Origin of the sequence: Acidipropionibacterium jensenii DSM 20535, assembly GCF_000425285.1 — a bacterium.
GTDB lineage: Bacteria > Actinomycetota > Actinomycetes > Propionibacteriales > Propionibacteriaceae > Acidipropionibacterium > Acidipropionibacterium jensenii.
On the sequence record NZ_AUDD01000007.1, the window covers coordinates 75,077 to 87,170 of the forward strand.

The following is a 12,094-nucleotide window of genomic DNA, read 5'->3' on the forward strand; positions in this document are numbered from 1 at the left end:
CGCCGACATCAACCACATCTGAAGGGACTCCCTGTGACCGATCGCCAACCCATCCGTCGTGCCCTCGTCTCCGTCTACGACAAGTCGGGCCTCGACGGCCTGGCCGCAGCCCTCGGCCGAGCCGGCGTCTCCGTGGTGTCCACCGGGTCGACCGCCAAGGCCCTGGCCGCCGCCGGCCTGAAGGTCACCGAGGTCAGCGAGCTCACCGGTTTCCCGGAGTGCCTCGACGGTCGCGTCAAGACCCTCCACCCGAAGGTCCATGCCGGGATCCTCGCCGATCGCCGCCTGGAGTCCCACCGCGCCCAGCTCGCCGAGCTCGGCGTCGAGCCCTTCGACCTGGTGGTGTGCAACCTCTACCCGTTCAGCGAGACGGTGGCCAGCGGCGCCGGGTTCGACGACTGCATCGAGAAGATCGACATCGGCGGGCCCTCGATGGTGCGCGCCGCCGCCAAGAACCACGCCTCCGTGGCGGTCCTCACCTCTCCGGGCCAGTACCAGGGCCTCGAGGAGGCGCTGGCCGCCGGAGGCTACACCGAGGCCGAGCGACGGGTCCTGGCCGCGAAGGCCTTCGCCCACACCGCCGCCTACGATGTCGCGGTGGCCGGCTGGTTCGGCGGCCAGGACGGCGTCGCCGTCGACGGCGTCCCGACCTTCGTCGGAACCACCGGCAAGCTCAAGGAGAAGCTGCGCTACGGCGAGAACTCCCACCAGGCCGCGGCGGTCTACCTCACCCCCCAGGGGCCCGGACTGGCCGGCGCCGAGCAGCTCCACGGCAAGGCCATGAGCTACAACAACTACGTCGACACCAACTCGGCCCGCCGGGCCGCCTTCGACTTCGACGACCCCTGCGTGGCGATCATCAAACACTCCAACCCGTGCGGCATCGCGATCGGGGCCGACATCGCCGACGCCCACCGCCGCGCCCACGCCTGCGACCCGTTGAGCGCCTTCGGCGGCGTCATCGCCACCAACCGCCCGGTCAGCGTCGAGATGGCCGAGCAGGTCAAGGACATCTTCACCGAGGTGGTGGTGGCTCCCGGATACGACGACGGTGCGGTGGAGATCCTGTCGCGCAAGAAGAACATCCGGCTGCTGGTGGCCGCGGCCCCAGACCTGTCGGGCCATGAGCTGCGCGAGATCGACGGCGGCCTGCTGATGATGGAGCGCGACCTCTTCCAGGCCCCCGGTGACGATCCGGCGCACTGGACCCTGGCCGCCGGCGAGGCGGTCTCGAAGGAGGATCTGGCCGATCTGCTGTTCGCCTGGAAGGCCTGCCGCTCCGTGAAGTCAAATGCGATTCTGCTGGCCCACGACGGAGCCTCGGTCGGTGTCGGGATGGGTCAGGTCAACCGGGTGGACTCCTGCAAGCTCGCCGTCGAGCGGGCCGCTGACAGGGCTGCCGGTTCGGTGGCGGCCTCCGACGCGTTCTTCCCCTTCGGCGACGGACCCCAGGTCCTCATCGACGGCGGCGTCAAGGCCATCGTCGAGCCCGGCGGGTCGATCCGCGACCAGGAGACGGTCGACGCCTGTGCCGCAGCCGGGGTCTCGCTGTACTTCACCGGGACCCGGCACTTCTTCCACTGAGGTGCGGCCCACGTCCTCTCACCCGCAGTACCCCCACCCGCGGTACCCATACCCGCGGTACTCCCGTCGCCCCGGCGAGTATCGGCACAGTGCGTCCCGGGACCCGCTGTGCTGATTCCCGCCGGGGCGACGCCGGTCGCGCTGGGCCGCCAGGCACTCGCCCTGGCGGCCCGGGGCGCCCGCGACGCCGGGAGGCGCACCGTCCTGGTGCCCTGGTACTGCTGCCAGACGATGGTGACCCCGTGGGAGCTGGAGGGGATGTCGGTCCGGCGCATCCCGGTGGGCCCGGACCTGTTGATGGATGCTGCGGCCCTGTCGCACAGCCTCCGGGACTGTCGTGAGGCGGGGGAGCACCCGGTGGTGCTGCACTGCCAGACCCTCGGGCTGCATGCTGGCCCGCAGTTGGCAGGCGTGCTCGCCCGGGTGGCGCGGACCGGCGCCCTGGTGGTCGACCGGACCCACTCCTTCCTCGAGGACCACTGTCCCCACGCATCACCGGACGCATCACCGGGTTGCGACGCTCCCGCTGGGAGTGTGGAGATCGTCAGCTCCCGGAAACTGCTGCCACTGGCCGAGGTGGCCTGGATCACCGGCCCCGATCATCGGCTAGCGGGGCGCACGCCGGCGGATGAGGATCTCACCGCGGCCCGGATGCGCTACCTGGCCGACCCTCGGGTGAGCACCTTCGAGGAGGTCGAGGACCTCGCCGACAGCGCCTGGACCCCGGTGCCCCCGGACCGACAGGCGCTGGACCGACTCCGCGAGTTCGACGCGCCGGCTCTGGTGGAGCAGATGAGGGCCGGCCGGGAAGCGGTGATGGCGGGGCTCGCCGTACAGCATGCGGGAACTGCGGTGGAGGTGGTCAATCCCCGGGCGGTGTGCCCCCTGGTGGTGAGGGCGGCGGGTCGACAGGCAGCCGACCGGATCGCCGAGGAGCTCCACGGTCAGGGGCTCGACGGACCCATCCACTGGGACCGGCCCGCCCACCTTGCCCCGGTAGGCGGCAGCGAGTGGCCCGACGACCTGGTCTGCCTGCCTGTCGTGATGGACGCGGACCAGGTGGCCACCGTCCTGGAGATCCTGGGCCGGACAACCAGCTGAGGGTTCTGCCTGTTCCCCGGCCTCACGGCTGGACCGATTCATCCGCGCGGATTCTTAACAGAGGGATGACCAGGACCGTCACCGCTGCGGCGATGACGCCGAACAGGAGGATCGATCGTGCACCCGTGGTCGCTGCGCCGCCGATGCCGGTGGCCAGGAAGGTGGTCGCCGCAGTCATGGTGAGGGTGCCGGAGATCGACTCGGCCATCACAGCGGCATTGCTGACGTCCAGGTCGGTCAACCCGTCAGGCTCTTCTGGCGGCGTGAAGAGCACATTGAGGGTGTCGACGTAGCAGAGGCCCATTCCGATGCCTGCCAGGGTCCATCCCACCGCGAGAATCGCGATCGGGCCGATGCCGAGCCATCGGGTGGAGGCACAGGCCATCACCACGACACCCAGGGAGAGAACCGCCACTCCCAGACCTGCGCGGCGTCGATAGGCGGCGATGTCGGAGGCCGGTCTCCAGCCGCAGAACAGGCCGATCAGAGCCCATCCGAGGCCTCCGGCCATGAGCACGATCCCGATGTCGCGGGCACCGCCGCCGAACACGTCATGGGCGACGATCGCGACCACCGAGTCGGCGGCGAAGTAGAGCCCGCACAGCCCGAACATGAAGGCGATCACCGCCTGCCGTCGCGATCTCATCCGGAAGGTCCCGTCCGGCAGCACCCGGTGGGTCGCCACCGAGAGCAGCGCGACGCCGACGGCCAGCAGCACGACACGCAGCCACCGCGAGTCGATCGGGGCGGCGATGCAGGCCATCGCCACCGCCAGCAGGACGGCGTTCGACCAACTGATCCGGCTGTCCCGGGAGGGTTCGCGGTCGGGGAGGTGGCGCGCCACGATCGCGCGGGCGGCGAGCAGCACCGGCAGGTACACCACCATGGCCCATCGCCAGCTCAGGGCATGGGAGATCCAGGCGGCATAGGCCGGGCCGAACAGCGCCGAGATGACCCACATGGCAGACATCGCGGCCAGGGTGATCTGGCGCACCCGTCCCTCAAGCCCGGTGACGACCGCACCCATCGACACCGTGGCGATGCAACCGGCCGCGAATCCGCGGATGGCGGTGCCTGCCAGGAACCACCAGATGCTCGGAGCGACTGCGCACAGTGTCGCCCCGGCGCAGATGAGCACGGTGAAGGCCATCAGCAGTTTCGGGATCTTGAACCGGCCCGCCAGGCCCACTCCCAGTGGCAGGCCCGCGAAGCTCGCCACCGCTCCGGTGGCCGTGACCACTCCGTAGAGCGAGCGGGCACTCAGGTCGGCCGCCATCAGGGGCATCACGGTCTGCGACAGGTAGGTCTGAACTCCCGTCAGCAGCTCCACCAGCAGCAGTCCGCCCGCCAACGCGGCCGTGGTGACGGCGCGAGCCCTCGCGCTGTGCATTTCGGGAGATGTCGCGACTGGCACCATTGGATCCTCTCCGCGGCGGGGAGGAGGCACACCTCGCGCAGCCGATGATAGATCCTCCCCCGGGTGCCCCGGAGGTTTCGCAGGTGTGGGAGCAGAGCGGCGGGCCGGATGCGGCACGGGTGGCGGGCCACCGGGACGCCGGCATGACAGGATGGGACCCGGTGATGGCCCGGTCGGTGTCCCGACCCGGACCTGCAGACAATCCGATGGGCGAGGAGAGCGATGACTGCACAGAGGCTCGACGGCAAGGCGACCGCCGCTCAGATCAAGGCCGAGCTGGCCGAGAGGGTGACGGCGTTGCGGGCGCACGGGATCGTCCCGGGCCTGGGAACGGTCCTCGTCGGTGATGACCCGGCCTCCCACCAGTACGTCCGCGGCAAGCACCGCGACTGCGCCCAGGTGGGGATCGAGTCCATCCGCGTCGACCTGCCGGCAGATGTCACCGCCGAATCCCTTGAGGAGCACATCCACCGGCTCAACGAGGATCCGGCCTGCACCGGCTACATCGTCCAGCTGCCGCTGCCGCGCCACATCGACCAGAACTGGGCCCTCGGTCTCATCGACCCATTGAAGGACGCCGACGGTCTGGCGCCGGTCTCGCTGGGCTACCTGGTGCTCAACCAGCCCGCCCCGCTGCCCTGCACCCCGCGCGGCATCGTCGAGCTGCTCAGCCGACACGGCATCGAGCTGCCCGGCAAGGAGGTCTGCGTGGTCGGCCGCGGGACGACGGTCGGCCGCCCGCTGGGCCTGCTGCTGACCCGCCGCACCGAGAACTGCACCGTCACCCTGTGCCACACCGGGACCCGGGACCTCGCCAGCCACACCCGCTCCGCCGACATCGTGGTGGGTGCGGCCGGGGTTCCCGGCCTCATCGACGCCTCGATGATCCGGGAGGGGGCGGTGCTCGTCGATGTCGGCGTCTCGCGGTCCCCCGAGGGCAAGATCCTGGGCGACTTCGCCGTCGATGTCTGGGAGAAGGCCGCCTGGGTCTCCCCGAACCCCGGCGGGGTCGGCCCGATGACCCGCGCGATGCTGCTGTCCAATGTCGTGGACCGGGCCGAGCAGCTCGCCGCGCAGAGGCCGGCGGGCTCGTGACCGTCAGGCCGCAGGTGGCGCGGGACCCCCAGACCTCCTCGCCCTGGGCCCTGCTGACCTGCCTGGCCGGGGTGGTGGTCTGTTCGGCCGTCATCTACACCGGCCACTGGCGCAAGGGGGCGATGGTCTTCGCCCTGTCGGTGCTGGCGGCGGGCCTGATGAGGCTGTTCCTCCCGGCCCGGTGGGCCGGTCAGCTCGTGGTGCGCGCCAAGTGGGTCGACTGCCTCATCCTGCTGACATCGGCGGTGGCGGTGGCCGTCCTGGTGATGGTGGTGCCCCACTCCCAGCCGTCCTGATCGGGCTGTCCCCGGGGGCTGTCGGGGCCGGTCTCCGGGACATGCCGGGCGCAAAACGCTGCGTCCGCGATTCAGTGCGGAGACCTCCGGACGCAACTCGGGGAGCCGACCGAGGTCGGCTCCCCGAGAGGTCAGGAGAGGTGGGACTCAGATGAGACCCAGCTCGGTGACGGCCTTGCGCTCGTCCTCGAGCTCGGCGATCGAGGCATCGATCTTGGCGCGCGAGAAGGCGTCGATGTCGAGGCCCTGGACGATCTCGACCTTGCCGTCGGTGACGGTGACGGGGAAGGAGGAGATGACTCCCTCGGGAACCCCGTAGGAGCCGTCAGAGGGAACGGCCATCGAGACCCAGTCGCCCTTGGCGGTGGTGCCCAGCCAGTCGTGCATGCACTCGACGGTGGCGTTGGCGGCCGAGGCCGCCGAGGAGGAACCGCGAGCAGCGATGATGGCCGCGCCGCGCTTGGCGACGGTCGGGATGAAGTCGTTCTCGACCCAGGCCTCGTCCACCAGGTCGGCAGCGCTCTTGCCTGCGACCTCGGCGTGGAAGACGTCGGGGTACTGGGTGGAGGAGTGGTTGCCCCAGATGGTCATGTGCTTGACATCGGCGACGCTGGCGCCGACCTTCTTGGCCAGCTGCGTCTTGGCGCGGTTGTGGTCGAGGCGGGTCAGAGCGGCGAAGTGGTCGTTCGGGATGTCGGTGGCGTTGGTGCAGGCGATCAGCGCGTTGGTGTTGGCCGGGTTGCCGGTCACCAGGACCTTGACGTCGTCGGCGGCGACCTCGTTGAGGGCCTTGCCCTGAGCGGTGAAGATCGCGCCGTTCTTGCTCAGCAGGTCGGAACGCTCCATGCCGGCCTTGCGGGGCATGGCGCCGACCAGGAAGGCGGCGTTGACGCCGTCGAAGACCTTCTTGGGGTCATCGCCGATCTCAACATTGACCAGGTTCGGGAATGCGCAGTCGTCAAGCTCCATGACGACGCCCTCCAAGGCCTTCAGCGCCGGGGTGATCTCGAGCAGACGCAGCTCGATCGGCGTGGAACCCAGCAGTGAGCCGCTGGCGATGCGGAACAACAGGCTGTAACAGATCTGGCCGGCAGCGCCGGTGACGGCGATCTTGACGGGAGCAGTGCTCATCGAAAGTCTCCTATAAGTCCTCTGTGACACGATGTGAGACTCACTCTAGTAGTGGCACGAATGCCACCCGGCGGCGGCCCCTCGGCTCACCGCAGGGTCGGACGGCCGCCCTTGCCGGGGCCCGCGCGGGCGCTGTCCGCGGCCGGTCACCGAGCCTTCGTGCCGGCCCCTCACCGCACCGGAGATGCCGGCCCGAGGACCCCTGCTGCCGGAGATCCCCGCTGTCTGAGATCCCTGCTACCGGAAGATCCCTGCTACCGGAAGATCACCGTGCGCCGACCGTCCACGAAGGTCCGGTGCTCGCAGAACAGCCGCACCGCCTCCGCCAGAGTCGTCGACTCGGTGTCCTGACCGATCGCGGTGAGCTGCGCGACGGTCTGCGAGTGGTCCACGCGCTGGACGTTCTGCTCGATGATCGGGCCCTCGTCGAGATTGTCGGTGACGAAGTGGGCGGTGGCGCCGATCAGCTTGACCCCGCGCTCGTGGGCCTGACGGTAGGGACTGGCCCCCTTGAACCCGGGCAGGAAGGAGTGGTGGATGTTGATGCACCGGCCGGCCAGCGCCTCGCACAGCTCGGGGGACAGGATCTGCATGTAGCGGGCCAGCACGACCAGTTCGACACGGCGGTCCCGCACGGTGTCCAGGACCTCCTTCTCGAACTCGGCCTTGGTCTCCCTGGTGATCTGGCGGTGCTCGAAGTCCACGCCGTAGAAGGCGGCCAGGTCTGCCAGGTCCGGGTGATTGGCCATCACCGCCACGACGTCCAGGGGAAGCCGGCCGGCCTGCCGGTTGAACAGCAGATGGGACAGGCAGTGGGGCGCCTTGGAGGCCAGCACCAGGGTGCGCAGCGGTCGGCCCAGGTGGTCCACGCTGACCGTGGCGTCGAAGGCCGGTGCGATGCCGCGCAGGGCCGCGGTGAGATCCTCGGCCGAGGTCATGTCGCGAACCTGCAGGCGCATGAAGAAGCGACCCGTGTCGGTGCTGGAGAACTGCTGGAGCTCGGTGAGATTGCCGCCGGCGCTGACACAGGCTCCGGTGACGGCATGGACGATGCCGGGCCGGTCGGGGCACTGCCAGGTCACGACGAGTTCGTCATCGCTGCGACGGGTGAGGGGGAGGGGGTTGGTCACGGCCCACACCGTATCGTCTGGCGGCGGTCCGACAAGAGTGCCCGATCCCAGCTGATGGACGACGACTCCCCGCCGGGCGGCGTCGCACGGGTAGCCTGAGGCCCGGGACGGACCGCTGGTGTCGCTGGGCCGGTGGTGGAGACCGCATCCCGTCCGAGCCGCCACGACGACCGTCGACGCGGAGTCTGATCGGCCCTCGACCGACCCACGACTGCAAGGAGCATCACCTATGGCCACCATTGTCTGGACCAGGATCGACGAGGCGCCGGCGCTGGCGTCCTACTCGCTGCTGCCGATCGTGCAGGGATTCCTCCACGACTCCGGTGTCGAGGTCACCACCAGCGACATCTCGCTGGCCTCCCGGATCCTCGCCCAGTTCCCCGAGCGACTCGACGCCGATCAGCAGGTTCCCGACCACCTGGCCGAACTCGGCGCCCTCACCGCCGACCCCACCGCGTGCATCATCAAACTGCCCAACATCTCGGCATCCGTTCCCCAGCTCAAGGCCGCCATCGCCGAGCTGCAGTCCCAGGGGTTCGACATCCCCGATCTGCCCGAGCATCCCGACGACGACGCCTCGCGTCAGATCGCCGCCCGGTACGCGAGTGTGCTGGGATCGGCCGTCAACCCGGTGCTGCGCCAGGGCAACTCCGACCGCCGGGCGCCGGCCGCCGTGAAGGCCTACGCCAAGGCCCACCCGCACCGCCTGGGGCCCTGGACCCCCGACAACAGGGCCCGTGTCGCACACATGGCCGATGACGACTTCTACGGCCACGAGACCTCCTTCGTCTCCGGCGGGGAGACGCTGAGCATCGTCCACGTCGGCGACGACGGCACCCGGACCGTGCTGGCCGACGGCCTGGAGGTCCTCGACGGGGAGATCGTCGACGCCACCTACCTGTCGGTGGCCGCCCTCGACGAGTTCTACGAGAAGACCCTCCAGCAGGCCAAGGAGGAGGACCTGCTGTGGTCGGTCCATCTCAAGGCCACCATGATGAAGGTCTCCGACCCGGTGCTGTTCGGCCACGCGGTGCGGACCTTCCTGGCCGACGTCTTCGACCGCTTCGGAGAGGACCTGGCCACCGTCGGGGTCAACCCCGATCTCGGTCTGGCCGATCTTCTCGCCAAGGTCGACACCCTCCCGCAGGACCGCGCCGAGGCGGTCCGCCAGGCCATCGACGCAGCCTTCGCGGCCCGTCCGGCGCTCGCCATGGTCGACTCCGACAAGGGCATCAGCAACCTGCACGCCGGCAACAACGTCATCATCGACGCCTCGATGCCCACCGTGGTCCGCGACTCCGGCTGCATGTGGAACGCGCGCGGCGAGCAGCAGCAGACCCTCGCGGTCATCCCCGACCGCAGCTACGCCACCATCTACGCCGCGATCATGGACGACTGCCGGGCCAACGGCGCCCTGGACCCCGCCACCATGGGAGACGTCCCCAATGTCGGCCTGATGGCCCAGAAGGCCGAGGAGTACGGCTCCCACGCCACCACCTTCATCCTCGATCGACCCGGCCGGGTGGAGGTCCGCTCCGGTGACGAGGTGCGGGTCAGCCAGCCGGTGGCCGCCGGAGACATCTGGCGGATGAGCCGGGTCCGCGACATCCCGGTGCGCGACTGGGTGCGACTGGCCGTCGACCGGGCGCGCATCACCGGGGCTCCCGCGGTGTTCTGGCTGGACGGCGACCGGGCCCACGACAGGCTGGTCATCGAGAAGGTGAAGGCCTACCTGCCCGAGCACGACACCACCGGCCTGGAGATCCGGATCCTGCCCCCGGCCGACGCCATGAAGTACACCCTGGAACGGGTCCGGCGCGGCGAGGACACCATCTCGGTGACCGGCAATGTGCTGCGCGACTACCTCACCGATCTGTTCCCGATCCTGGAGATCGGCACCAGCGCGAAGATGCTGTCGATCGTCCCGCTGCTGGCCGGTGGCGGCCTCTTCGAGACCGGGGCCGGCGGCTCGGCCCCCAAGCACGTCGCCCAGTTCATCGCCGAGGACTACCTGCGCTGGGACTCGCTGGGCGAGTTCTGTGCCCTGCAGGCCTGCCTCGACCACATCGGGCGGACCACCGAGGGCACCCGAGCGGCGGTCCTGGCCAAGACCCTGGACACCGCGATCGGCGCCTATCTCGAGAACGACCGCTCCCCGGCCCGGCGGCTGGGCCAGATCGACAACCGCGGGTCGCAGTTCTACCTGGCCCTGTACTGGGCCCAGGCGCTGGCCACCCAGCTCGACGACGCCCGGCTCGCCGGCCGCTTCGGGCGCACCGCCGAGTCCCTGGACAACCACACCGACTCGATCCTCGCCGAGCTCCTGGCGGTCCAGGGCCATCCGGTGGATCTGGGCGGCTACTACCGGATGGATGACGACCGCGCGCGGGCCGCGATGCGGCCCAGCGAGACCTTCAACGCCGTCGTCGACGGCGTCCTCAACCGCACCCTGAGCGGAGATCAGGCCGACTGATCCGAGACCCCGGGCACCCCGGCCTCCGGGGTGGCGCACTTCGCCGGTCCGGGGGAGCGCACCACCCCGGAGGGCGCCGACCTTGGTCGGACTCGTCGGTGGTCCATAGTCTTGGGGCCGTGGGACGATCAGGCAGCGGTCAGCGGGACACCTCGGACGGCGGGGGAGCGGGGCGGTGGGCTCCGCCGAGCCGTGGAGTGCACCCTCGCGGGGCCTCCTGCCCCGGGACGAGCGAGGGACTCGCGGTGTCCCGGCGCTGCCGGACTGAGTGTGGCGGGGTCGCATCCGGGGCCCTCGACGAGACTGCCGTGGGCACGGTTCTGAGGGGACGGGCGGATGTCTGAGATCGTCAGCAATGTCATCCTGGTCCTGGTCTTCGTGATCGTCGGCGGGGTGTTCTCCGCCGCCGAGATGGCCCTGGTCACCCTGCGCCAGTCACAGGTTCAACAGCTCGCCGCCACCCGGGGGACCCGTGGCCGGGCCATCGCCGATCTGGTCGCCGACCCGAACCGGTTCCTCTCCTCTGTCCAGATCGGCGTCACCCTGTCGGGATTCCTCGCCTCGGCCTTCGGCGGAGCCACCCTCGCCCGGCACCTCGACCCGGTCTTCGTGCGCTGGGGGGTCCCGGCCGCGGTGGCCTCCACGCTCTCCCTGATCCTCACCACGATCGTCATCTCCTATGTGTCGATCGTGCTGGGCGAGCTCACCGCGAAGAGGCTGGCGATGCAGCGGGCCGAGGGGTTCTCGCTGGTGCTGGGACCGCTGACCAACGCCATCTCGAAGGTCTTCCGGCCGATCATCTGGTTCCTGGGGGTCTCCACCGATGCCCTGGTGCGGGTGCTGGGCGGTGATCCGAGTGCGGATCGCGAGGAGATCACCGAGGAGGAGCTGCGCTCGATGGTGGTCTCCTCGGCCTCCCTGGGTCCCGAGGAGAGACGCATCCTCGACGAGGTGTTCCACGCCGGGGAGCGCTCCCTGCGCGAGGTGATGGTGCCGCGCACCGAGGTCGAGTTCCTGGCCGGGGACATGTCTGCGGCCCAGGCGGCCAGCCTGGTGAGGGAGGGGTCCCACTCGCGCTACCCGGTCACCGACGGATCGGTGGACCGGATCGCCGGTTTCGTCCACGTCCGAGACCTTCTCGCGCTGGATCCGGCACAGCGTCACTCCAAGGTGATCCAGCTGGTCCGCCCGGTGCGCTCGCTGCCGGACTCGGTCAAGGCCCTCAAGGCGCTCTCGGCGATGCGCCGTGGTCGCTCCCATCTGGCGGTGGTTCTCGACGAGTACGGCGGCACCGCGGGAATCGTCACCCTGGAGGATCTCGTCGAGGAACTCGTCGGTGAGATCACCGACGAGTACGACACGGTGGCCCCCTCCGACGCCATGCACGTGAGGATGCGCGACATCGACGGCCTGATGACGCTGGAGGCCTTCGCCGACCGGACCGGCCTGGTGCTGCCCGAGGGGCCCTACGACACGGTGGCCGGCTACTTCATGTCACGGTACGGGAAGGTGCCGGTCAAGGGCGCCAAGATCCGCGTCCACCTTACCGAGGTCGATGCTCCGCAGACCTCCGAGCAGCCCGCCCCGACCGACACGGCGGCCAATATCGAGATGACGGTCACCGGGGTGGACGGCCGGCGTGCGGCATGGCTGGACATGCGTCACCTCGACGAGCCGGCCGCAGAGCCGGCAACCCCGGTCACGGCAGCCCCGGTCACGGAGACTCATGCCACGACTCGAGTCACGACACCTCCTGCCGAGGGAGGCACTGCGTCCGCACGCACTGTCGCCCACAGCCCCTCGGAGACGGCGACGGCGGGCAGAATAGAAGGAGAAGGAACCGGGCCCGATCCGACGGGGAGGTGAG

At 69.9% G+C, this 12,094-nt stretch carries 9 protein-coding genes; 6 read left to right on the plus strand and 3 right to left on the minus strand.

What is annotated here, in order from left to right; all coding sequences use genetic code 11:
• Window positions 1–33 precede the first annotated feature (33 nt).
• A complete protein-coding gene (gene purH, locus H590_RS0106200) occupies window positions 34–1,584 on the plus strand; it encodes a bifunctional phosphoribosylaminoimidazolecarboxamide formyltransferase/IMP cyclohydrolase (protein WP_028702878.1) in 1,551 nt (516 codons plus the stop codon).
• Window positions 1,585–1,692: 108 nt separating this feature from the next.
• Window positions 1,693–2,685 (plus strand): hypothetical protein, encoded by a 993-nt coding sequence (locus tag H590_RS0106205; protein ID WP_051238236.1) that lies wholly within the window; start codon window positions 1,693–1,695, stop codon window positions 2,683–2,685.
• A gap of 22 nt (window positions 2,686–2,707) precedes the next feature.
• On the opposite strand, the gene H590_RS15255 is transcribed toward H590_RS0106205, so the two are convergent.
• Window positions 2,708–4,099 (minus strand): MFS transporter, encoded by a 1,392-nt coding sequence (locus H590_RS15255; RefSeq protein ID WP_161626004.1) that lies wholly within the window; start codon window positions 4,097–4,099, stop codon window positions 2,708–2,710.
• 225 nt (window positions 4,100–4,324) lie between these two features.
• Between H590_RS15255 and H590_RS0106215 the strand changes: the two genes are divergently transcribed.
• Both H590_RS0106215 and H590_RS0106220 read left to right on the plus strand, forming a co-directional pair.
• On the plus strand, window positions 4,325–5,197 hold the full coding sequence (locus H590_RS0106215) for a bifunctional methylenetetrahydrofolate dehydrogenase/methenyltetrahydrofolate cyclohydrolase (RefSeq protein WP_028702880.1): 873 nt from the start codon (window positions 4,325–4,327) through the stop codon (window positions 5,195–5,197).
• Window positions 5,194–5,493, plus strand: coding sequence for a DUF3017 domain-containing protein (locus H590_RS0106220; protein ID WP_232020923.1), 300 nt, complete (start codon window positions 5,194–5,196; stop codon window positions 5,491–5,493). The genes H590_RS0106215 and H590_RS0106220 overlap by 4 nt, the downstream gene beginning before the upstream one ends.
• 147 nt (window positions 5,494–5,640) lie before the next feature.
• On the opposite strand, the gene H590_RS0106225 is transcribed toward H590_RS0106220, so the two are convergent.
• Together H590_RS0106225 and purU are read right to left on the minus strand one after the other, a co-directional pair.
• On the minus strand, window positions 5,641–6,624 hold the full coding sequence (locus tag H590_RS0106225) for a malate dehydrogenase (RefSeq protein WP_028702882.1): 984 nt from the start codon (window positions 6,622–6,624) through the stop codon (window positions 5,641–5,643).
• Between the two features lie 254 nt (window positions 6,625–6,878).
• Window positions 6,879–7,754: a formyltetrahydrofolate deformylase gene (gene purU / locus H590_RS0106230; RefSeq protein ID WP_051238255.1), complete on the minus strand. Its 876-nt coding sequence runs from the start codon at window positions 7,752–7,754 to the stop codon at window positions 6,879–6,881.
• A 229-nt stretch (window positions 7,755–7,983) separates the two neighbouring features.
• Here purU and H590_RS0106235 point away from each other — a divergent pair, with 229 nt between their 5' ends.
• Complete coding sequence (locus H590_RS0106235) at window positions 7,984–10,227, plus strand: NADP-dependent isocitrate dehydrogenase (RefSeq protein WP_028702884.1); 2,244 nt, start codon at window positions 7,984–7,986, stop codon at window positions 10,225–10,227.
• 336 nt (window positions 10,228–10,563) lie between these two features.
• The gene (locus tag H590_RS15260; RefSeq protein ID WP_084149314.1) at window positions 10,564–12,093 is read left to right on the plus strand and encodes a hemolysin family protein; all 1,530 of its coding nucleotides are present in this window, start codon (window positions 10,564–10,566) and stop codon (window positions 12,091–12,093) included.
• Window position 12,094: the final 1 nt, after the last annotated feature.

What these genes read in the sequence shown, in the direction of transcription:
- H590_RS0106225 (WP_028702882.1), bottom strand. Translation starts at nt 6,624, where the DNA reads ATGAGCACTGCTCCCGTCAAGATCGCCGTCACCGGCGCTGCCGGCCAG.
- H590_RS15260 (WP_084149314.1), top strand. Translation starts at nt 10,564, where the DNA reads ATGTCTGAGATCGTCAGCAATGTCATCCTGGTCCTGGTCTTCGTGATC.
- H590_RS0106215 (WP_028702880.1), top strand. Translation starts at nt 4,325, where the DNA reads ATGACTGCACAGAGGCTCGACGGCAAGGCGACCGCCGCTCAGATCAAG.
- H590_RS0106235 (WP_028702884.1), top strand. Translation starts at nt 7,984, where the DNA reads ATGGCCACCATTGTCTGGACCAGGATCGACGAGGCGCCGGCGCTGGCG.